This window comes from Pseudomonas sp. HN8-3 (assembly GCF_020790195.1).
Taxonomy (GTDB): domain Bacteria; phylum Pseudomonadota; class Gammaproteobacteria; order Pseudomonadales; family Pseudomonadaceae; genus Aquipseudomonas; species Aquipseudomonas synxantha_A.
Map to the genome: position 1 here is coordinate 988,063 of NZ_CP086206.1, position 21,049 is coordinate 1,009,111.

Below are 21,049 nucleotides of genomic sequence, written 5' to 3' on the forward strand. Positions count from 1 at the left end.
TTACTGCCCGTTTTGTTCATCCAGGACGACCTGATACAGCGCCTCGTTGCTGCTGGCACTGCGCAACTTGTCACGTACTTCCTTACGGTCGAGCATACTGGCTATCTGCCGGAGCAGTTCCAGGTGCGCATCGGTGGCGGCTTGCGGGACCAGCAGCACGAACAGCAGGTCAACCGGAGCACCGTCGATGGCGTCGAAGTCGATGGGTTTTTCCAGGTGTAGCAAGGCGCTGACCGGGGTCTGGCAGCCTTCGAGACGGCAGTGAGGAATAGCGATGCCGTTGCCAAAACCGGTGGAGCCGAGTTTTTCACGGGCAATCAGAGCCTCGAAAACATCTTGCATCTCCAGCTCAGGCACTTGGCTGCTGATCAGGTTGGCAATTTGTTCCAGGGCGCGCTTTTTACTGCCGCCCGGCACGTTCACAAGGGAACGGCCGGGGGTCAGGATGGTTTGAAGTTGGATCATGGGGGAGGGTTAACGACCTGTACCTTGCATCAGGTGCAGATTCTTTTCCTTATGCTTTATGAGTTGGCGGTCGAGCTTGTCGTAGAGCGAGTCAATCGCCGCGTACATGTCTTCGTGTTCCGCATTGGCGACGAGCTTGGCATTCGGTACGTGCAGGGTGGCCTCGATTTTCTGCTTGAGCTTATCGACCTCCATGATGACCTGCACGTTGGTGATCTTGTCAAAATGCCCCGCAAGCTTGTTCAGCTTGCTCTCGGTGTATTCACGCAGGGGCTTGGTGACTTCCAGCTGGTGTCCACTGATGTTGACTTGCATACAGCTTCTCCTTCGTTGCCAGTGCATAAAGCGGTGGGCAGGAATACCCACCACTGGAACGCTGTGGCCCGCCCGTCACATCAACCGCTTACGCTCGCTGGAAGGCGCGATCCCAAGGGACTCACGGTACTTGGCGACGGTTCGACGGGCGACCTGAATGCCTTGTGCCTCCAGTAAACCAGCGATCTTGCTGTCACTCAACGGCTTTTTCTGATTTTCCGCGGCAACCAGTTTTTTGATGATCGCGCGGATCGCCGTGGACGAGCATTCGCCGCCTTCGGAGGTGCTGACGTGGCTGGAGAAAAAGTATTTCAGCTCATAAATACCGCGCGGGGTATGCATGAATTTTTGCGTGGTTACCCGGGAAATTGTCGATTCATGCATGCCTACCGCTTCGGCGATATCGTGCAGCACCAGAGGCTTCATGGCTTCGTCCCCGTATTCCAGGAACCCGCGCTGGTGCTCGACGATCTGGGTGGCGACTTTCATCAGGGTTTCGTTGCGGCTTTGCAGGCTCTTGATGAACCATCGCGCTTCCTGCAACTGGTTGCGCATGAAGGTATTGTCGGCGCTGGTATCGGCGCGGCGCACAAAACCTGCGTATTGCGGGTTGACCCGCAGCCGTGGCACCGATTCCTGGTTCAACTCCACCAGCCAGCGCTCGTTGTCCTTGCGCACGATCACGTCGGGAACCACGTATTCGGCTTCGCTGGATTCAATCTGCGAACCGGGGCGCGGGTTGAGGCTTTGCACCAACTCGATGACCTGGCGCAAGTCGTCTTCCTTGAGCTTCATGCGGCGCATCAACTGGCTATAGTCGCGGCTACCCAGCAGATCGATGTAGTCGCTGACCAGGCGCTGGGCCTCGGCGAGCCATGGCGTCTTGGCAGGCAACTGGCGCAGTTGCAGCAACAGGCACTCGCTGAGCGTGCGGGCGCCGATGCCGGCGGGCTCGAATTGCTGGATGCGGTGCAGGACGGCTTCGATTTCGTCCAGCTCGATGTCCAGTTCCGGGTCGAAGGCTTCGAGGATCTCGTCGAGGGTTTCGTCCAGGTAACCCTGGTTATTGATGCAATCGATGAGCGTAACTGCGATCAGGCGATCAGTGTCCGACATCGGCGCCAGGTTGAGTTGCCACAGCAAGTGGCTCTGCAGGCTCTCGCCGGCCGAGGTGCGGGTGGTGAAGTCCCACTCGTCATCATCATTGCTCGGCAGGCTGCTGGCGCTGGTCTGGTAAACGTCTTCCCATGCGGTATCCACGGGAAGCTCGTTGGGAATGCGTTCGTTCCATTCGCCTTCTTCCAGGTTGTCCACCGTAGGGGCGGTTTCCTGGTAGGAGGGTTCCTGCACGTCGGGATTGGGTTTTTGCTCGATGTTGTCGGCCAGTGGGTCGGCATTGTCGAAGTCGTCGCCTTCTTCCTGGCGTTCGAGCATCGGATTGGACTCCAGGGCCTCCTGGATTTCCTGCTGCAGGTCCAGGGTCGACAATTGGAGCAGGCGGATGGCCTGTTGCAGCTGCGGTGTCATCGTCAGCTGCTGGCCCATTCTCAGGACTAGCGATGGTTTCATGGCAGGGGCTTAACACCTTATTCGCCGGCGCAATGCGCCATCCACGACAGGGCGCGTGAGCGCCAACATAAGCAAATTATATGCCTGATATCAGGGCCTTTGCCTAGAGCGCGGTAACAATAAAAAAACCAAGGTTTCTATTGACTCCTGCGCGCTCCGGCGAAAGGCGCGATACCACTCCGTCTACAGGCGGAACTCGTGACCCAGATAAACTTCCTTGACCAGTTCATTGGCCAGGATGGTCTCGGCGTCGCCTTCAGCAATCAACTGACCATCGTTGACGATATAGGCGGTTTCACAGATATCCAGCGTCTCACGGACGTTGTGGTCGGTGATCAGCACGCCAATACCCTTGGCCTTGAGGTGGTGAATGATCTGCTTGATATCGCCGACCGAAATCGGGTCAACGCCGGCAAACGGCTCATCCAGCAGGATGAACTTCGGTGCGGTGGCCAGGGCGCGGGCGATTTCCACGCGGCGGCGCTCACCACCGGACAGGCTCATGCCGAGGTTGTCGCGAATATGGTTGATGTGGAACTCCTGCAACAGGCTTTCCAGCTCTTTGCGGCGGCCGTCGCGGTCGAGTTCCTTGCGGGTCTCGAGGATCGCCATGATGTTGTCGGCTACCGACAGTTTGCGGAAGATCGACGCTTCCTGGGGCAGATAACCGATACCGGCGCGTGCACGACCGTGCATGGGCTGGTGGCTGACGTCCAGGTCGTCGATCAATACGCGACCCTGATCCGCCTGGACCAGCCCGACGATCATATAGAAGCAGGTGGTCTTGCCGGCACCGTTGGGGCCGAGCAAGCCGACGATCTGGCCGCTGTCGATCGACAGGCTGACATCACGTACCACCTGGCGGCTTTTATAGGCCTTGGCCAGATGCTGGGCTTTCAGGGTTGCCATTACTGGGCCTTCTTCTTCGGCTGGATAACCATGTCAATGCGCGGACGTGGCGCGGTGACCTTGGTGCCATTGGCGCGGCCAGCAGTGGCGACCTGCTTGACGGTGTCGTAGACGATTTTCTCGCCTTCGGTCGAGTTGCCGTCGCTGCTGATCACTTTGGCGCGGTCAGTCAGTACGATGCGGTTCTGCGGCGCGTGGTACTGGATGGTTACGCCGTAGCCTTTGATCGGGCCTGGATCGGCGGCGTTTTGCTTCTGTTCGAAATAGGCAAGGTTGCCCACCGAGGTCACGACGTCGATATCGCCGGCCGGGGTGCGGGTCAGGGTGACGGTATTGCCGGTAATCTTCATCGAACCTTGAGTGATGATTACGTCGCCCTTGTAGGTCGCGACACCTTGCTTGTCATCGAGCTGCGCATCGTCAGCCGAGATGTGGATCGGTTGCTGGCTATCGTTCGGCAGAGCCCAGGCGCTCACGCTTCCCAGTGCTGCGCCCAGACCGAGCAAAATAGGGAGGGTTTTAACGAGCCTCATACTGTCCTCTTACGTTCGATAGCAGGTGTATCCTGCTTTCTTTCAAATACGCTTTCATTCCCTTGCCAGTCGATACACCGCCAGCGCCGTCGATTCTAACGTCTTGCTCGGTCTGCGCATATTGCTTCTGTGGGAATACCGTCATGCGACTGCTGGTAATGATGGTGTCGCGGTTCTGCGCGTCTGTACGTGCGACGCGTACCGAGTCGATCAGTTCAACTTCGGTGCCGTCCGAGTTCACCTCGCCACGCTTGCTGGTCACGTGCCAGGGAAATTCGGTACCGCGATACAGATTCAGGTTCGGGTTGGTCAGCAGGCTGACATCGGCTACCTTCAAGTGCTCGACCTTGTCCGACGTCATTTCATACTGCACCTTGCCGTCTGGCAGGAACTGAATGCTGTAGGCGTTGGTGGCGTAATAGTCGATAACACCTTCGTCAACCTGCGCAACAGGCTTGTCGAGAAAGCGCTCCGGGCTGATATTCCAGTAGCCCACCGCCAGGAACAGCGCGGCAATGACCCCGAATAGCAGGAAGTTGCGAATCTTTTTGCTCAGCATATAACGCTCTATAGGTAGGCGGCGTGGGCCGCTTCAAGGCTGCCCTGGGCACGCAGGATCAACTCGCAGAACTCGCGGGCAGCACCTTCGCCGCCACGGGCGGTGGTGATGCCATGGGCGTGTTCGCGCACAAACGCCGCGGCATTCGCGACCGCCATGCCCAGGCCCACCCGGCGAATCACCGGCAGGTCGGGCAGGTCGTCACCCAGATAGGCGACTTGTTCATAGCTTAGGTTGAGTTGGCCAAGAAGCTCGTCCAGCACCACCAGTTTATCCTCGCGGCCCTGATACAGGTGAGCAATTCCGAGGTTTTGTGCGCGGCGTTCCACAACCGGCGTCTTTCGACCACTGATAATCGCCGTTTGCACACCCGCCGCCATCAACATCTTGATGCCCTGGCCATCGAGCGTATTGAATGTCTTGAATTCGCTGCCGTCTTCGAGAAAGTACAGGCGGCCGTCGGTCAGCACGCCGTCTACGTCGAAAATCGCCAGCTTGATGTTTTTACCGCGTTGCAACAGATCGCTGGTCATTTACATCACTCCTGCGCGCAGCAAGTCGCCAAGGTTAAGGGCTCCGATCGGTCGATCATCGTTATCGACGACGATCAGCGCGCCGATCCGGTGGTCTTCCATGATTTTCAGCGCTTCAGCCGCGAGCATTTCAGCGCGGGCGGTCTTGCCGTGGGGTGTCATCACCGCGTCGATGGTGGCGGTGTGAATATCAATGGTGCGGTCCAGGGTACGGCGCAGATCACCGTCGGTGAATATCCCGGCCAAGCGTCCGTCGGTCTCCAGGATTGCCGTCATGCCCAGGCCCTTGCGGGTCATTTCCATCAGCGCATCCCTGAGCAGGGTACCGCGTGGAACGCTTGGCAGTTCGGCGCCCGAATGCATGACATTTTCCACTTTCAGCAGCAAGCGACGGCCGAGGGCACCGCCTGGATGGGAAAATGCGAAGTCTTCTGCAGTAAACCCACGGGCCTCCAGCAGCGCCACCGCCAGGGCATCGCCCATGACCAGTGCGGCGGTGGTGGAGGAAGTCGGTGCCAGGTTCAACGGGCAGGCCTCATGGGCCACGTGCACGTTGAGGTTGACGTCGGCGGCCTTGGCCAGGGTCGATTCCGGGTTGCCCGTGAGGCTGATCATCTGGATGCCCAGGCGCTTGATCAACGGCAACAGGGTCACGATTTCGTTGGTGGTGCCGGAATTGGACAGCGCCAGAATCACGTCATCCTTGGTGATCATGCCCATGTCGCCGTGGCTGGCTTCGGCCGGATGCACGAAAAAAGCGGTGGTCCCGGTGCTTGCAAGGGTGGCGGCGATCTTGTTGCCGATGTGGCCGGATTTACCCATGCCGACCACGACAACGCGGCCCTTGCTGGCCAGGATCATCTCGCAGGCGCGCACGAAATCCGCGTTGATATGGGCCAGCAAGCCTTCTACGGCTTCAAGCTCTAGGCGGATAGTGCGTTGTGCGGATTGAACAAGTTCGCTGGATTGGCTCATGTCTGAAATCGTATAGCCTGACGAAAAGGCGGCGATTATAGCGGTAATGATCAATTCCCTCACGTAAGTTCGTCAGGCTTTGTGCGCGAAGTTCCAGCCAATCACCTTCGGTAACGGTTATTCCCTGTCCTAAATCTGAACGAGCGCTGTTCCGGCCTTGGGGGCGCCGCACCAGCGGTGATATAGTTCGCCGCCAGTTCGGTCCGCCCAACCCATGTGCCTAATTATTGCGCATCCGTTGCAAACCAAAGTCGCACACATGGTGTCTGAGTGAAAGGCTGCATCCCAAGGAGATTAGATGAGTGCCGATAACGCCTACGCGGTCGAGCTGAAGGGCCTTACCTTCAAGCGCGGTTCGCGCAGCATCTTCAATAACGTCGATATTCGCATTCCTCGCGGCAAGGTCACGGGCATCATGGGGCCTTCCGGTTGCGGCAAGACCACCCTGTTGCGCCTGATGGGCATGCAATTGCGCCCCAGTGCCGGCGAAGTGTGGGTCAACGGCCAGAACCTGCCGACGCTGTCGCGCAGCGATCTGTTCGATGCGCGCAAGCATATGGGCGTGCTGTTCCAGAGCGGTGCGCTGTTTACCGACCTCGATGTTTTCGAAAACGTAGCCTTCCCGCTGCGGGTGCATACCCAGCTGTCCGATGAAATGATTCGTGACATTGTGTTGCTGAAGCTGCAGGCCGTTGGCCTTCGCGGTGCCATCGACCTGATGCCGGACGAATTGTCCGGCGGTATGAAGCGCCGTGTCGCCCTGGCGCGGGCCATTGCCCTCGACCCGCAGATCCTTATGTACGACGAGCCATTCGTGGGTCAGGACCCGATCGCCATGGGTGTGCTGGTGCGCCTGATCCGCCTGCTCAATGATGCATTGGGAATCACCAGCATCGTGGTGTCTCACGATCTGGCCGAAACCGCGAGCATCGCCGACTACCTGTACGTAGTGGGTGATGGCCAGGTGCTGGGGCAGGGTACGCCTGAAGAGCTGATGAACGCCGATAACCCGCGTATCCGCCAATTCATGACCGGCGATCCCGATGGCCCGGTGCCTTTTCACTTTCCGGCAGCGGACTACCGCTCAGATCTTCTGAGGAAGCGCTGATGCGCAAGACATCTCTTATCGAAAAGGTTCGCCTTTTCGGTCGCTCGGGCATCGACATCATCGAAGTCCTGGGGCGTTCGACCATTTTCCTGTTCCACGCCTTGCTGGGCCGCGGCGGCATCGGCGGGGGCTTCGGCCTGCTGCTCAAGCAGCTGCACGCAGTGGGTGTGATGTCCCTGGTGATCATTGTGGTCTCCGGGGTGTTCATCGGCATGGTGCTGGCGCTGCAGGGCTTCAACATCCTGTCCAGCTACGGCTCGGAGCAGGCGGTAGGCCAGATGGTGGCCTTGACCCTGCTGCGTGAGCTCGGCCCGGTGGTCACTGCCTTGCTGTTCGCGGGGCGTGCAGGTTCGGCGCTGACCGCCGAAATCGGCAACATGAAGTCCACCGAGCAACTGTCCAGCCTGGAAATGATCGGTGTGGACCCGCTCAAGTACATTGTTGCCCCGCGCCTGTGGGCCGGCTTTATTTCCCTGCCATTGCTGGCGATGATTTTCAGCGTGGTGGGTATCTGGGGCGGTTCGTGGGTGGCGGTTGACTGGTTGGGCGTCTATGACGGTTCCTACTGGGCCAACATGCAAAACAGCGTGACCTTCACCGGTGACGTGCTCAACGGCATCATAAAGAGCATTGTCTTTGCCTTTGTGGTGACGTGGATTGCCGTATTCCAAGGCTATGACTGCGAGCCCACCTCAGAAGGGATCAGTCGTGCCACTACCAAGACCGTTGTGTACGCCTCGCTGGCGGTACTGGGCCTTGACTTCATTTTGACCGCCTTGATGTTTGGAGATTTCTGATGCAAAACCGCACTGTGGAGATCGGTGTCGGCCTTTTCTTGCTGGCTGGCATCCTGGCTTTACTGTTGTTGGCCCTGCGAGTCAGCGGCCTGTCGGCCAGCCCCACCGCCGATACCTATAAACTTTACGCGTATTTCGACAATATCGCCGGTTTGACGGTCAGAGCCAAAGTGACCATGGCCGGCGTTACCATCGGCAAGGTCACGGCAATCGATCTGGACCGCGACAGCTTCACCGGGCGAGTGACCATGCAGGTGGACAAGAAGGTAGATAACCTGCCGACCGACTCCACGGCATCTATCCTCACTGCGGGGCTACTGGGCGAGAAATACATCGGTGTCAGCGTGGGCGGGGAAACAGCCTTGCTCAAGGATGGCTCTACAATCCACGACACACAGTCGTCGTTGGTACTTGAAGACCTGATCGGTAAATTCCTGCTCAATACGGTCAATAAAGACGCTAAATGAGGAATCTGTTCATGATCTCTACCTTGCGACGTGGCCTGCTGGTACTGCTTGCAGCGTTGCCGCTGATGGCCAATGCGGCAGGTTCTGCGCACGATTTGGTGCAGGACACGACCAGCAGGATGCTGGCCGACCTGAAGGCCAACAAAGAGCAGTACAAGCAAGACCCTTCCAGGTTCTACGAAGCACTCAACACGATTGTTGGCCCGGTGGTCGATGCCGAAGGTATTTCCAAAAGCATCATGACGGTCAAGTATTCGCGCAAGGCAACCCCGGCGCAGATGCAGACGTTCCAGGAAAACTTCAAGCGTGGTCTGTTCCAGTTTTACGGCAACGCTCTGCTGGAATACAACAACCAGGGCATCGTCGTTGACCCTGCCAGGGAGGAGTCGGGCGACCGTGCCGAGGTCGGAATGAAAGTCTCGGGCAGCAATGGCGCGATCTATCCGGTGTCCTACACCCTGACGAAAATCAACGGTGAATGGAAGCTGCGCAACGTGGTCATCAACGGCATCAACATAGGCAAGCTGTTCCGTGACCAGTTCGCCGATGCGATGCAGCGCAATGGCAATAACCTGGACAAGACCATCAATGGTTGGGCCGGTGAAGTGGCCAAGGCCAAGGAAGAAACCGACAAAGCTGCCGGGAAGCCTGCGCAATGACCGAGGCGGCTGTTCGTATCGGCGACGCCGGCGAGCTGTTGCTCAGCGGCGTGCTCGATTACCGTACCGGGCCTGACCTGCGCAAGCAGGGCCAGGCACTGATCAAGGCCAGCAATGCGCCTGCGCTGGTGGTTGACTGTTCGGCGGTGACCAAGTCCAGCAGCGTCGGTCTGTCGTTGCTGCTGTGCTTCATGCGCGATGCCGAAGCAGCAAAAAAGCCGCTCAGTATCCGTGCCTTGCCTGAAGACATGCGCGAGATTGCCGAGGTTTCCGGCCTGACCGAGCTGTTGGCACACCCTTAATACACATTTATCAGAAAAGCCCCCCCGTCAGAGTCCTGCTATGCGGGGTTCGCAGGCGCGGGGCTTTTTTGTATGATGTGCGACCCGTGCGCACTGGGCGCCGATAGAGGTTGAGCATGCAGGCCCTAGAAGTTAAGAGCTTCCTTGAAGGAAAGCTGCCGGAAACGACTGTTGAAGTTGAAGGCGAAGGCTGCAATTTCCAGCTGAACGTGATTAGCGATGAACTGGCGGCATTGAGCCCGGTCAAGCGTCAGCAGCAGATCTATGCCCATTTGAACCCATGGATCACCGATGGCAGCATCCATGCGGTCACTATGAAATTTTTCAGCCGCGCGGCCTGGGCCGAGCGCACCTGAGCCCCCAAGGCGTCGAGATTCTTATGGATAAATTGATTATTACCGGCGGTGCCCGCCTTGATGGCGAGATCCGCATTTCCGGTGCGAAAAACTCCGCCTTGCCGATCCTGGCAGCGACCCTGCTGTGCGATGGCCCGGTGACTGTAGCCAACCTGCCGCACCTGCACGACATTACCACCATGATCGAGCTGTTCGGCCGCATGGGCATTGAGCCGGTGATCGACGAGAAGCTGGCCGTCGAAATCGACCCGCGCACCATCAAGACCCTGATCGCACCGTACGAACTGGTGAAAACCATGCGTGCGTCGATCCTGGTGCTGGGCCCGATGGTTGCTCGTTTCGGCGAAGCCGAAGTGGCCTTGCCTGGCGGTTGCGCCATTGGTTCGCGTCCGGTCGACCTGCACATCCGTGGCCTTGAGGCCATGGGCGCAGTCATCGACGTCGAAGGCGGCTACATCAAGGCCAAGGCGCCGGAAGGCGGCCTGCGTGGCGCGAACTTCTTCTTTGATACCGTCAGTGTGACCGGTACCGAAAACATCATGATGGCCGCTGCCTTGGCCAACGGCCGCAGCGTGCTGCAAAACGCTGCGCGTGAGCCGGAAGTGGTCGACCTGGCCAATTTCCTGAACGCCATGGGCGCGAAGGTTTCCGGTGCTGGCACTGACACCATCACTATTGATGGTGTAAAGCGTCTGCACACCGCCACCTACAAAGTCATGCCTGACCGCATCGAGACCGGTACCTACCTGGTTGCCGCTGCTGTGACCGGTGGCCGCGTGAAGGTCAAGGACACCGATCCGACCATCCTTGAAGCCGTCCTGGAAAAACTCAAGGAAGCCGGCGCAGAGATCACCACCGGCGAAGACTGGATCGAGCTGAACATGCACGGCAAGCGGCCAAAAGCCGTCAATGTGCGTACTGCTCCGTATCCGGCGTTCCCGACCGACATGCAAGCGCAGTTCATCTCCCTGAACGCCATTGCCGAAGGCACCGGTGCCGTGATCGAGACCATCTTCGAAAACCGCTTCATGCATGTGTATGAATTGCACCGCATGGGCGCCAAGATCCAGGTCGAAGGCAATACCGCCATCGTCACCGGCATCGACAAGCTCAAGGGCGCGCCAGTAATGGCTACCGACCTGCGTGCTTCCGCCAGCCTGGTAATCTCGGCACTGTGCGCCGAAGGCGACACCCTGATCGATCGCATCTACCACATAGACCGTGGCTACGAGTGTATCGAAGAAAAACTGCAGATGCTCGGCGCGAAGATCCGCCGCGTACCGGGCTAACCCCCACTGCCCTGTAGGGGTGAGCAAGCTCGCTCCTACACACTGGTTTGTTTCAAATCGAGGCTGTCATGGCCTCGATCTGTGTCTGGCACTGTTTGTGACCGGACAGCAATAGCCTGATGAAGGACTGACGTTCCCATGTTGACCATCGCACTGTCCAAGGGCCGCATCCTTGACGACACGTTGCCGCTTCTGGCTGAAGCGGGCATCGTGCCGACCGAGAATCCGGACAAGAGCCGCAAGCTGATCATCCCCACGACCCAGGACGACGTTCGCCTGCTGATCGTGCGGGCTACCGACGTGCCGACCTACGTTGAACATGGTGCCGCCGACCTCGGTGTCGCGGGTAAGGATGTGCTGATGGAATACGGTGGCCAGGGCTTGTATGAGCCACTGGACCTGCGTATCGCCCTGTGCAAGTTGATGACCGCTGGCCGTGTCGGTGATGTCGAGCCCAAGGGCCGCCTGCGGGTGGCGACCAAGTTCGTCAACGTCGCCAAGCGCTACTACGCCGAACAGGGCCGCCAGGTCGATATCATCAAGCTCTACGGCTCGATGGAGCTGGCACCGCTGATCGGCCTGGCCGACAAGATCATCGACGTGGTCGACACCGGCAACACCCTGCGCGCCAACGGTTTGGAGCCACAGGATTTCATCGCCGACATCAGCTCTCGCCTGATCGTCAACAAAGCTTCTATGAAGATGCAACACGCCCGTATCCAGGCGTTGATCGACACCCTGCGCAAGGCAGTGGAGTCTCGACACCGCGGTTGACTCACCCGCGTAGCCCAAAGGCTGCGCCCGTCTATCCGCCTCATAGCCAGAATTCTCAGGTGCCCAAGCGGAAACGACTGCTAGTTTAGGGCGCCTGAGTTTTTGCCAATTCTATTGAGGCCCTCGCTATGACCACGTCCACTGCAATTGCCCGACTCAACGCTGCCGACCCGGATTTCGCCCATCATCTGGATCATCTGCTGAGCTGGGAAAGCGTGTCCGACGATTCGGTCAACCAGCGGGTGCTCGACATTATCAAGGCCGTGCGCGAGCGCGGTGATGCGGCGCTGGTGGACTTCACCCGTCAGTTCGACGGCCTGGACGTCAAGTCGATGGCGGACCTGATCCTGCCCCGCGAGCGCCTTGAGCTGGCCCTGACGCGTATCACCGCGCCCCAGCGCGAAGCCCTGGAAGTCGCAGCGGCGCGGGTACGCAGCTACCACGAAAAGCAGAAGCAGGACTCCTGGAGCTACACCGAAGCCGATGGCACCGTACTGGGCCAGAAGGTCACGCCGTTGGACCGTGCCGGCCTTTACGTGCCGGGCGGTAAAGCCTCTTATCCGTCGTCCGTGTTAATGAACGCGATTCCGGCCAAAGTGGCGGGCGTCACTGAAGTGGTCATGGTGGTGCCGACCCCTCGTGGTGAAATCAACGAGCTGGTGCTGGCTGCCGCCTGCATCGCGGGTGTCGACCGCGTGTTCACCATCGGTGGCGCCCAGGCCGTCGCGGCCTTGGCCTATGGCACCGAAAGCGTGCCGAAGGTCGACAAGGTTGTTGGCCCAGGCAACATCTACGTCGCCACCGCCAAGCGCCATGTGTTCGGCCAGGTCGGCATCGACATGATCGCCGGCCCTTCGGAAATTCTGGTGGTGTGTGACGGCCAGACCGATCCGGACTGGATCGCCATGGACCTGTTCTCCCAGGCTGAGCACGACGAAGATGCCCAGGCGATCCTGGTCAGCCCCGATGCCGAGTTCCTCGACAAGGTCGCCGCCAGCATCAATAAGCTGCTGCCGACCATGGAGCGTGCCGAAATCATCGAGAAGTCGATCAATGGCCGCGGCGCCCTGATTCTGGTGCGTGATATGGAGCAAGCCATCGAAGTGGCCAACCGCATCGCGCCGGAACACCTGGAGCTGTCCGTAGCGGATCCACAGGCCTGGTTGCCGTCGATTCGTCACGCCGGTGCGATCTTCATGGGGCGTCACACCAGCGAAGCCCTGGGCGACTACTGCGCCGGGCCTAACCACGTGTTGCCGACCTCCGGCACTGCGCGTTTTTCATCGCCGCTGGGGGTGTATGACTTCCAGAAGCGTTCGTCGATTATCTTCTGCTCGCCACAAGGTGCTTCCGAGCTGGGCAAGACTGCCTCGGTGCTGGCCCGTGGTGAATCCCTCAGCGCTCACGCACGCAGCGCTGAATACCGCATCGTCAAGGGAGAGTAAGGCATGAGCAAATTCTGGAGCCCTTTCGTCAAGGACCTTGTGCCTTACGTACCCGGTGAGCAACCGAAGCTGACCAAGCTGGTCAAGCTCAACACCAACGAAAACCCATACGGCCCATCGCCCAAGGCATTGGCAGCGATGCAGGCCGAGTTGAACGACAACTTGCGCCTGTACCCGGACCCCAACAGCGACCTGCTTAAACAGGCAGTGGCCAGGTATTACGGAATCGACGCCGGGAAGGTATTCCTGGGCAACGGTTCCGATGAAGTCCTGGCGCACATCTTTCATGGCCTGTTCCAGCACGATCTGCCACTGCTGTTCCCGGATATCAGCTACAGCTTTTACCCCGTGTACTGTGGCCTCTACGGCATCAAGTACGACGCGCTGGCGTTGGACGAGCAGTTCCAGATTCGCGCATCTGACTATGCCAGGCCCAACGGCGGGATCATCTTCCCCAACCCTAACGCACCCACCGGCTGCGTACTGGCGCTGGATGCGGTGGAGCAGATCCTCAAGGCCAGCCCGGATTCGGTGGTGGTGGTCGACGAAGCCTACATCGACTTCGGTGGCGAAACCGCCATCAGCCTGGTGGACCGTTACCCGAACCTGCTGGTGACCCAGACCCTGTCCAAATCGCGCTCACTGGCCGGTTTGCGTGTGGGCCTGGCCGTGGGTCATCCGGACCTGATCGAGGCGCTGGAGCGGGTCAAGAACAGCTTCAACTCCTACCCGCTGGACAGATTGGCGATTGTTGGCGCGGCGGCGGCGTTCGAAGACCGTGAATACTTCGAGCAGACCTGCCAGATGGTGATCGACAGCCGCAACAAGGTGGTCGCGCAACTGGAAGGCAAAGGGTTTGAAGTGTTGCCCTCGGCGGCGAACTTCATCTTTGCGCGCCACCCACGGCATGACGCTGCTGGATTGGCAGCCAGGTTGCGTGAGCAGGGGGTTATCGTGCGGCACTTCAAGCAGGAGCGGATTGCCCAGTTCCTGCGGATCAGTATCGGTACGCCTGAGCAGAACCAGGCGCTGGTTGATGGCCTGGGCGAGCTCTAAGCCACACTGAAAATCAAAAAAATGTGGGAGGGGGCTTGCTCCCGATAGCGGTGGATCAGTCGATTAGATGTCGACTGGCACTCCGTCATCGGGGGCAAGCCCCCTCCCACATTCTATTTTGCGGCGTTAGTTAAAGAAGCGGCTCATCCGGCTTCTTGTTCTTCCAGCCATCATTGCCCGGCAGCAGCAGGTTCAAGCCAATCGCCACCACCGCACACAGGGCAATGCCCTTGAGGCCGAAATCGTCCGGGCCGGTGCCGGTGCCGACCAGCACACCGCCAATCCCGAATACCAGGGTTACCGACACAATCACCAGGTTGCGTGCTTCACCCAGGTCGATCCTGTGGCGAATCAGCGTGTTCATCCCCACCGCGGCAATCGAGCCGAACAGCAGGCACAGAATCCCGCCCATCACTGGCACGGGGATGCTCTGCAGCAGTGCGCCGAACTTGCCGATAAACGCCAGGCTGATGGCAAACACTGCCGCCCAGGTCATGATTTTCGGGTTGTAGTTCTTGGTCAGCATCACTGCGCCGGTCACCTCGGCGTAGGTGGTGTTCGGCGGGCCGCCAAACATGCCGGCAGCCGTAGTGGCGATACCGTCACCCAGCAAGGTGCGGTGCAGGCCGGGCTTTTTCAGGTAGTCGCGACCGGTCACGCTGCCCACCGCAATCACACCGCCGATATGTTCGATCGCCGGGGCCAGGGCCACCGGGACGATAAACAGGATCGCCTGCCAGTTGAACTCCGGCGCGGTAAAGTGGGGCAGGGCGAACCACGGCGCAGCCGCGATCTTTGCGGTGTCGACCACGCCAAAGTAGAACGACATGGCAAAGCCCACCAGCACGCCGGAGATGATCGGCACCAGGCGGAAAATGCCTTTGCCGAACACGGCCACGATCAAGGTGGTCAGCAGTGCGGGCATCGAGATCAGCATCGCCGTCTGGTAATGGATCAACTCGGCTCCGTCGCCGGACTTGCCCATGGCCATATTGGCGGCAATCGGCGCCATGGCCAGGCCGATCGAGATGATCACCGGGCCGATGACCACCGGTGGCAGCAGCCGATCGATAAAGCCGGTGCCCTTGACCTTCACGGCCAGGCCCAGGAACGTATAGACGAAACCGGCCGCCATCACCCCGCCCATGGTCGCCGCCAGGCCGAATTGGCCTTTGGCGAGGATGATCGGGGTGATAAACGCGAAGCTCGATGCCAAAAATACCGGCACCTGCCGCCCTGTCACCACCTGGAACAGCAATGTGCCCAGGCCGGCGGTGAACAGTGCGACGTTTGGATCAAGACCTGTGATCAGCGGCATCAACACCAGCGCGCCAAATGCTACGAAGAGCATCTGTGCGCCAGACAGGATCTGGCGCCAAAGCGGGTCGTTGAATTCATCCTGCATGTTCACGCGTCCTTCTGCTTGGTGCCGAAGATCTTGTCACCGGCATCGCCAAGGCCTGGGATGATGTAGCCGTGTTCATTCAAGCGCTCATCAATGGATGCGGTGTAGATCTGCACATCCGGATGGGCTTTCTCGACGGCGGCGATGCCTTCGGGCGCGGCCACCAGCACCATGGCACGGATGTCCCGGCAGCCGGCTTTTTTCAGCAGGTCGATGGTCGCGACCATGGAGCTACCGGTGGCGAGCATCGGGTCGATGATCATGGCCAGGCGCTCGTTGATTTCCGGAACGAGCTTCTCCAGGTAGGTGTGGGCCTGCAGTGTTTCTTCATTGCGGGCAACGCCCACGGCGCTGACCTTGGCGCCCGGGATCAGGCTGAGTACACCTTCGAGCATGCCGATACCGGCGCGCAGGATAGGGACGACGGTAATTTTCTTACCGGCGATTTTTTCCACTTGTACGGGACCGGCCCAACCGGGGATCTCGTAGGTTTCTAGGGGTAAATCCTTGGTGGCTTCGTAAGTCAGCAGCGCTCCGACTTCCTGAGCAAGCTCACGGAAATTCTTCGTGCTAATGTCGGCACGGCGCATAAGGCCGAGTTTGTGTCGGATCAGCGGGTGGCGGATCTCGCGAGTGGGCATGGGAAAGGCTCCGGCGGCGGGCAAAAAAACCGGCCTAGATTAATCTATCCGAGAGTGTTGTCCTATAGACATCAAGTACGTTAGTCCATAAAGGCTTGATTGGAGCGCACGAGAAGCGTACCTTCGCCCGCTTTTCTTGCCACAGCACCCCCTTGGAGAGCGCCATGTCTGCTGATCTCGAGCATATCCGTCAAATCATGCACGAGGCTGACTGCCTGTACACCGAAGCGCAGGTCGAAGCAGCAATCGCCAAGGTCGGCGAGCACATCACCCGCGAAATGGCCGACACCAACCCGGTGGTCTTTTGTGTGATGAACGGTGGCCTGATCTTCGCCGGTAAATTGCTCACCCACCTGCAATTCCCACTGGAAGCCTCTTACCTGCACGCCACCCGTTATCGCAACGAAACCAGCGGCGGCGATCTGTTCTGGAAGGCCAAGCCGGAAGTTTCGTTCATTGACCGCGATGTGCTGATCATCGATGACATCCTCGATGAAGGTCATACCCTGGGCGCGATCATCGATTTCTGCAAACATGCCGGCGCGCGCAAAGTGCATACCGCTGTGTTGATCGATAAAGACCACGACCGCAAGGCCCGCCCTGAATTGAAAGCCGATTTTGTTGGGCTGCCTTGCGTCGACCGCTATATCTTCGGGTATGGCATGGACTACAAAGGCTACTGGCGTAACGCCAATGGCATCTTTGCCGTTAAAGGAATGTAATCGATGGCCCGCTTTCTTGATCAGACCCTGTTTGCCGAATTGGCCGAGAAAGCGGCCGCCAGCCCTCGTGGCCGGTATCACCATAATTTCCATCAGATGGAAGAACCTTGCCATCGCTTGGCTGTGGCCCTGCAACCGAGCACATATGTACCGCCCCATCGTCACCTGAGTGCCGACAAGGCGGAGACCTTGCTGGTGCTTCAGGGGGCCCTGGGTCTACTGATATTCACCGAAACGGGTGAAGTGATTGCCAAGCGCGTGATGCAGGCGGGTGGTAAGTGCGCCGGTGTCGACTTGCCGCCGGGCGTATTCCATGGCCTGGTGGTGCTGGAGCCTGACACTGTGATGTTCGAATGCAAGGCCGGGCCTTATCGACCGGTGGGTGAGGGGGAGCTGGCTGATTGGGCGCCGCGAGAAGGTGATGCCGGTGTGGCTGACTACCAACGCTGGATGCTTGCCCAGTTCGATTGAGCCCCTCCCACATCCTGCGTCGCGCAGGTAGACTTCAAACCCCGTGTAAATGTCTGCAGGCTGGAGTCGGTAATGCGTAAAGATAAGAAACAGGTGATTGGCGACGAGATCGGTGACGACCAAATCAAGTTGTTCCTGGACTTCGAGCCGGTTGATGCGACTTCGCCGTCCCTGCACAAACTGATCAAGGCCTATCGCGGCCTGCGTATCGACGACTTCGAGCGTTTCCTGGGCTTTTTCCAAGAAGCAGGCCTGGACCTGGATGGCCAGGACGAGCATGGCCAGACCTTCGTTGACCTGATCAAGGACCAGCGCAACGCCGCTGAATACATCGAGCTGATCGACAAAGCACGCGGCTGATTATCCGAGCCACAAAAAAACGCCCCGAGGGGCGTTTTTTTTGCATTCAAACCTTAAGCGTAGCTTTGGGCTTCGTTGCTTTGCTCCACCAGCTCAAGGCTGATGTTGTTCTGCGTGTTGATCTTGCGATACAGCTCGGCATCCGTCTCCAGGACCTTTTCCCGCGCCGGGAAGATCTCGTGCAGCTTGCTCGCCCATTCACCGGCAGCCTTCTGCGGGAAGCAGCGTTCAATCAGCTCCAGCATGATCGATACGGTCACCGAGGCACCCGGAGACGCGCCCAGCAGCGCCGCGAGCGAACCGTCCTTGGCTGCCACCAGCTCGGTGCCAAATTGCAGCACGCCGCCTTTCTTCGGGTCTTTCTTGATGATCTGCACCCGCTGGCCGGCCACTTCCAGGCGCCAGTCTTCGGCTTTTGCCTCGGGGTAGAAGCGACGCAGGGATTCCAGGCGCTGCTCCATGGATTGGCGCACTTCGCTGACCAGGTACTTGGTCAGATCCATGTTGTCGCGGGCCACGGCCAGCATCGGGCCAATATTGCCAGCGCGAATCGACATCGGCAGGTCAAGGAACGAGCCGTGCTTGAGGAACTTGGTGGTAAAGCCTGCGTATGGCCCGAACAGCAGCGACTTCTTGCCATCCACCACGCGGGTGTCCAGGTGCGGCACGGACATGGGCGGCGAACCCACGGCAGCCTGGCTGTAGACCTTGGCCTGGTGCTGTTTGACCACTTCCGGGTTGTCGCAACGCAGCCACTGGCCACTGACCGGGAAACCGCCGAAGCCTTTGCTTTCTTCGATGCCCGAGGCTTGCAGCAGCGGCAGGGCCGCACCACCGGCGCCGAGGAACACGAACTTGGCGTCCACTTCGCGGCTGTTGCCGCTGTTGACGTCCTTGATGCTCACGGTCCAGCCGGCGCCGTTACGCTTGAGGCCGGTGACGCGCTTGCAGTATTTGACCTGGGCATCCGGCGAACTGGTCAGGTGGCTGAGCAACTGATTGGTCAGGGCGCCGAAGTTGACGTCGGTGCCGTTCATCACGCGGGTCGCGGCGATTTTTTCGTCAAGCGGGCGGCCCGGCATCATCAGCGGCATCCACTCGGCCATTTCGCTGCGGTCTTCGGTGTAGTGCATGTCCGAAAACGCGTGATGCTGGCTGAGGGTCTCAAAACGCTTCTTGAGGAAGGACACGCCTTTGTCGCCCTGCACGAAGCTCAGGTGCGGGACCGGGCTGATGAACGACTTGGACGAGCCGAAGGTGCCCTTCTTGGTCAGGTACGCCCAGAACTGTTTCGACACCTCGAACTGGGTGTTGATGTGCACGGCTTTCTTGATGTCGATGGAGCCATCGGCGGCCTGTGGCGTGTAGTTCAGCTCACACAGCCCGGCGTGGCCGGTACCGGCGTTGTTCCACGGGTTGGAACTCTCCGCGGCACCCGAATCCATCAGCTCAACGACTTCCAGCTTGAGGCCGGGGTCGAGCTCCTTGAGCAGTACGGCCAGGGTGGCACTCATGATGCCGGCCCCTACCAGAACTACGTCGACTGCTTCGTTATGCGCCATTTAACGCGTCTCCAAAATCTGCAGCACCAAATTGACGGCATGGCTGCCAGGAGTGACGGGGCGGTTCACGTGTTGCCCCAGGTTACCCATGGCCAGGATCGCCATGTCCGTTTCGCAATTCTTTGCAACTTCAGCACACGCTTCCTGCCGGGCTAATCTGCCTATGAACGCATTCATAGGCGCCTGTGGCAATTCGACTTATGGTCAAAGCGTGCGATTCGTGCAACCAATCCGTAGCGGACAGGCTCAAGCTCCGGTTTTTGAGGAAGGCTCGATCCTGTGTAATTGGGCTGCCCCAGACGCTGATGGTGCTTGTACAAACGCCAAACTATTCATTTGCTCGCCACACTCTTGTGAAGTTGTGAAAACCCGTTTTTTCACGCTCTTTTGAAGACGTGAACCTCAAAAAAGGGCTGCCCCAGCCTGGCACCTGGCCCGTAAACCTCTGCCGACATGCGGCAAAACGGGCAAACAACACAAGTGGCCGAGCGCAATGGCAGCTCTGGCAGATCCGATAAAGGCGGGGTGGTTTGCAAAGGAAACAGCAAGCACGCCAGCTTCACTTGATCTGTGTGGGCGGCTCTCTGTGGGCGATTTTGGGGTTAATGCCTGGGCATTAACGATGCTGCGGGGCCCGATCAGGAGACGTCCTTATAATCGGGGGGAGATTGTAGCGAAGAACGCCAGGGAAATGGGCGTGTTTTATGACTTTTATTCGGGTCCCGGTCAGGAGGCCAACGCTTGCCGGTGTTGTGCGCGAAAAACCTGCGGCTTGACCCTGGCGCTGGCCGGCAGAGGGCGGTGCATCCAGCCCAGATGAGTCTCGGTCACTTCTACCCAACCTTCACCGACGGGCGGCAGGCTGCATTGCTTGAATGCCTGGCAATGGCCCTGGGCGTCGAGCAGGGCGAAGTGGCGGTGACGGGCGTGTGACATGAACAGTGTCTTGAGAAGGCGCATGGCTGTGTACCTGGTGTGTTACATGCTTGAAGATTGCCAGTGTGGCATGACACTGCGGTGACCAATTTATGCGAATTTGTAATTTGCCCATGGCTTCAGCCACCGTTCAGGATTGCTGGTGAGTGGCGTGCGTGCACCGTTATACTGGCGACCTGTCTGCACCTAGTCCTGGAGAAATGAGTATGTTGCAACGCCTGTTGTTCGGTTTGATCACTGTGACCAGTTTGACCCTGGTTGGCTGCGCCAACAGCCCGCAACAACTCAGCCCGCAACCTAAAGTCACCGCGCCGTTGGCTGCGGTAGGTCATGGCCAGCCGGTGTCGGTACGTGTGGTCGACGGTCGTCCGTCGCCAACCCTGGGCTCGCGTGGCGGCCTGTATCCGGAGACTGCGCTGATTTCGGTGACCGGCCAGGATGTGCTGCCCAAGCTGCAGGCCCAGGCTGAAGCCGCTGTGCGCTTGCTGGGCTTTACACCGACCAACTCGCCAGGTGTGCCGCAACTGACCGTGACCCTGGCCGAGCTGAAGTACCAGTCGCCCAAAGAGGGGCTGTATGTGACCGAAGCCTCCATCGGTGCGACCTTCAAGTCTGACGTCAGCGCCGGTACCCGTCGCTACAGTGGCCGCTACGCCGCATCGCTGAATCAGCGCTTCGGCATGTCGCCCAACCAGGAAACCAACACCAAGCTGGTCAGCGATGTGCTCAGCGATGCACTGACCCGCCTGTTCAAGGACCCAAGCATCAGCCAGTTGCTCAGTTCGCAATAAACCGTGCACAAAAAACCGGGCTCAGTGATGAGCCCGGTTTTTTTATGCCC

At 59.1% G+C, this 21,049-nt stretch carries 26 protein-coding genes; 14 read left to right on the forward strand and 12 right to left on the reverse strand.

Features of this window, described 5'->3' with window-relative positions:
• From ptsN to LJX92_RS04395, 8 genes are all read right to left on the reverse strand, one after another.
• The gene (gene ptsN, locus LJX92_RS04360) at window positions 1–465 is read right to left on the reverse strand and encodes a PTS IIA-like nitrogen regulatory protein PtsN (protein ID WP_032877784.1); all 465 of its coding nucleotides are present in this window, start codon (window positions 463–465) and stop codon (window positions 1–3) included.
• A 9-nt stretch (window positions 466–474) separates the two neighbouring features.
• Window positions 475–780 carry a ribosome hibernation-promoting factor, HPF/YfiA family gene (gene hpf / locus LJX92_RS04365; protein WP_003171804.1) on the reverse strand — a complete coding sequence of 102 codons (306 nt, stop codon included), beginning with the start codon at window positions 778–780 and terminating at the stop codon, window positions 475–477.
• 75 nt (window positions 781–855) lie between these two features.
• The gene (locus LJX92_RS04370; RefSeq protein WP_005784839.1) at window positions 856–2,349 is read right to left on the reverse strand and encodes an RNA polymerase factor sigma-54; all 1,494 of its coding nucleotides are present in this window, start codon (window positions 2,347–2,349) and stop codon (window positions 856–858) included.
• Between the two features lie 183 nt (window positions 2,350–2,532).
• Window positions 2,533–3,258, reverse strand: a complete 726-nt coding sequence (gene lptB / locus LJX92_RS04375) for an LPS export ABC transporter ATP-binding protein (RefSeq protein ID WP_005784841.1) — start codon at window positions 3,256–3,258, stop codon at window positions 2,533–2,535.
• A complete protein-coding gene (gene lptA / locus LJX92_RS04380; protein WP_032877782.1) occupies window positions 3,258–3,791 on the reverse strand; it encodes a lipopolysaccharide transport periplasmic protein LptA in 534 nt (177 codons plus the stop codon). The genes lptB and lptA overlap by 1 nt, the downstream gene beginning before the upstream one ends.
• Complete coding sequence (gene lptC / locus LJX92_RS04385) at window positions 3,778–4,350, reverse strand: LPS export ABC transporter periplasmic protein LptC (protein ID WP_228309347.1); 573 nt, start codon at window positions 4,348–4,350, stop codon at window positions 3,778–3,780. The genes lptA and lptC overlap by 14 nt, the downstream gene beginning before the upstream one ends.
• Before the next feature lie 8 nt (window positions 4,351–4,358).
• Window positions 4,359–4,883 (reverse strand): KdsC family phosphatase, encoded by a 525-nt coding sequence (locus LJX92_RS04390; protein WP_005784847.1) that lies wholly within the window; start codon window positions 4,881–4,883, stop codon window positions 4,359–4,361.
• The gene (locus LJX92_RS04395) at window positions 4,884–5,858 is read right to left on the reverse strand and encodes a KpsF/GutQ family sugar-phosphate isomerase (RefSeq protein ID WP_032877777.1); all 975 of its coding nucleotides are present in this window, start codon (window positions 5,856–5,858) and stop codon (window positions 4,884–4,886) included.
• Between the two features lie 298 nt (window positions 5,859–6,156).
• Here LJX92_RS04395 and LJX92_RS04400 point away from each other — a divergent pair, with 298 nt between their 5' ends.
• The 10 genes from LJX92_RS04400 (at window position 6,157) to hisC (ending at window position 14,111) form a co-directional block, all read left to right on the forward strand.
• On the forward strand, window positions 6,157–6,966 hold the full coding sequence (locus tag LJX92_RS04400) for an ATP-binding cassette domain-containing protein (protein WP_228309348.1): 810 nt from the start codon (window positions 6,157–6,159) through the stop codon (window positions 6,964–6,966).
• Window positions 6,966–7,763, forward strand: a complete 798-nt coding sequence (gene mlaE / locus LJX92_RS04405) for a lipid asymmetry maintenance ABC transporter permease subunit MlaE (protein WP_005784853.1) — start codon at window positions 6,966–6,968, stop codon at window positions 7,761–7,763. The genes LJX92_RS04400 and mlaE overlap by 1 nt, the downstream gene beginning before the upstream one ends.
• Window positions 7,763–8,230: an outer membrane lipid asymmetry maintenance protein MlaD gene (gene mlaD / locus LJX92_RS04410; RefSeq protein WP_005784855.1), complete on the forward strand. Its 468-nt coding sequence runs from the start codon at window positions 7,763–7,765 to the stop codon at window positions 8,228–8,230. The genes mlaE and mlaD overlap by 1 nt, the downstream gene beginning before the upstream one ends.
• 11 nt (window positions 8,231–8,241) lie before the next feature.
• Window positions 8,242–8,889: an MlaC/ttg2D family ABC transporter substrate-binding protein gene (locus tag LJX92_RS04415; protein ID WP_032877773.1), complete on the forward strand. Its 648-nt coding sequence runs from the start codon at window positions 8,242–8,244 to the stop codon at window positions 8,887–8,889.
• Window positions 8,886–9,191, forward strand: a complete 306-nt coding sequence (locus LJX92_RS04420; RefSeq protein ID WP_005784859.1) for an STAS domain-containing protein — start codon at window positions 8,886–8,888, stop codon at window positions 9,189–9,191. Before LJX92_RS04415 ends, LJX92_RS04420 begins: the two co-directional genes overlap by 4 nt.
• 116 nt (window positions 9,192–9,307) lie before the next feature.
• Window positions 9,308–9,547 (forward strand): BolA family protein, encoded by a 240-nt coding sequence (locus LJX92_RS04425; protein WP_003188597.1) that lies wholly within the window; start codon window positions 9,308–9,310, stop codon window positions 9,545–9,547.
• 23 nt (window positions 9,548–9,570) lie between these two features.
• Entirely contained in the window at window positions 9,571–10,836 is a 1,266-nt protein-coding gene (gene murA / locus LJX92_RS04430; protein ID WP_032877771.1) for a UDP-N-acetylglucosamine 1-carboxyvinyltransferase, read from the forward strand.
• A 138-nt stretch (window positions 10,837–10,974) separates the two neighbouring features.
• On the forward strand, window positions 10,975–11,610 hold the full coding sequence (hisG, locus tag LJX92_RS04435) for an ATP phosphoribosyltransferase (protein ID WP_003188599.1): 636 nt from the start codon (window positions 10,975–10,977) through the stop codon (window positions 11,608–11,610).
• Window positions 11,611–11,738: 128 nt separating this feature from the next.
• The gene (gene hisD / locus LJX92_RS04440; RefSeq protein ID WP_003188601.1) at window positions 11,739–13,055 is read left to right on the forward strand and encodes a histidinol dehydrogenase; all 1,317 of its coding nucleotides are present in this window, start codon (window positions 11,739–11,741) and stop codon (window positions 13,053–13,055) included.
• A 3-nt stretch (window positions 13,056–13,058) separates the two neighbouring features.
• On the forward strand, window positions 13,059–14,111 hold the full coding sequence (gene hisC / locus LJX92_RS04445; protein WP_228309349.1) for a histidinol-phosphate transaminase: 1,053 nt from the start codon (window positions 13,059–13,061) through the stop codon (window positions 14,109–14,111).
• Window positions 14,112–14,241: 130 nt separating this feature from the next.
• Here hisC and LJX92_RS04450 read toward each other — a convergent pair whose 3' ends face one another.
• Window positions 14,242–15,516, reverse strand: coding sequence for a uracil-xanthine permease family protein (locus LJX92_RS04450; RefSeq protein WP_032877767.1), 1,275 nt, complete (start codon window positions 15,514–15,516; stop codon window positions 14,242–14,244).
• A gap of 2 nt (window positions 15,517–15,518) precedes the next feature.
• Window positions 15,519–16,157, reverse strand: coding sequence for a uracil phosphoribosyltransferase (gene upp / locus LJX92_RS04455; RefSeq protein ID WP_003188608.1), 639 nt, complete (start codon window positions 16,155–16,157; stop codon window positions 15,519–15,521).
• A 164-nt stretch (window positions 16,158–16,321) separates the two neighbouring features.
• On the opposite strand from upp, the gene LJX92_RS04460 reads away from it, so the two are divergent.
• The 3 genes from LJX92_RS04460 to LJX92_RS04470 all read left to right on the forward strand — a co-directional run bounded on the left by LJX92_RS04460 (window position 16,322) and on the right by LJX92_RS04470 (window position 17,710).
• Window positions 16,322–16,879, forward strand: coding sequence for a hypoxanthine-guanine phosphoribosyltransferase (locus tag LJX92_RS04460; RefSeq protein ID WP_005784869.1), 558 nt, complete (start codon window positions 16,322–16,324; stop codon window positions 16,877–16,879).
• Window positions 16,880–16,882: 3 nt separating this feature from the next.
• The gene (locus tag LJX92_RS04465) at window positions 16,883–17,350 is read left to right on the forward strand and encodes a WbuC family cupin fold metalloprotein (RefSeq protein WP_032877765.1); all 468 of its coding nucleotides are present in this window, start codon (window positions 16,883–16,885) and stop codon (window positions 17,348–17,350) included.
• 72 nt (window positions 17,351–17,422) lie between these two features.
• Window positions 17,423–17,710, forward strand: coding sequence for a PA4642 family protein (locus LJX92_RS04470; RefSeq protein WP_005784873.1), 288 nt, complete (start codon window positions 17,423–17,425; stop codon window positions 17,708–17,710).
• A gap of 53 nt (window positions 17,711–17,763) precedes the next feature.
• On the opposite strand, the gene mqo is transcribed toward LJX92_RS04470, so the two are convergent.
• Both mqo and LJX92_RS04480 read right to left on the reverse strand, forming a co-directional pair.
• Window positions 17,764–19,272 (reverse strand): malate dehydrogenase (quinone), encoded by a 1,509-nt coding sequence (gene mqo, locus LJX92_RS04475; protein ID WP_005784875.1) that lies wholly within the window; start codon window positions 19,270–19,272, stop codon window positions 17,764–17,766.
• A 726-nt stretch (window positions 19,273–19,998) separates the two neighbouring features.
• Entirely contained in the window at window positions 19,999–20,232 is a 234-nt protein-coding gene (locus tag LJX92_RS04480) for a hypothetical protein (RefSeq protein ID WP_032877761.1), read from the reverse strand.
• A 182-nt stretch (window positions 20,233–20,414) separates the two neighbouring features.
• Here LJX92_RS04480 and LJX92_RS04485 point away from each other — a divergent pair, with 182 nt between their 5' ends.
• On the forward strand, window positions 20,415–20,999 hold the full coding sequence (locus LJX92_RS04485; protein WP_032877759.1) for a YajG family lipoprotein: 585 nt from the start codon (window positions 20,415–20,417) through the stop codon (window positions 20,997–20,999).
• Window positions 21,000–21,049: the final 50 nt, after the last annotated feature.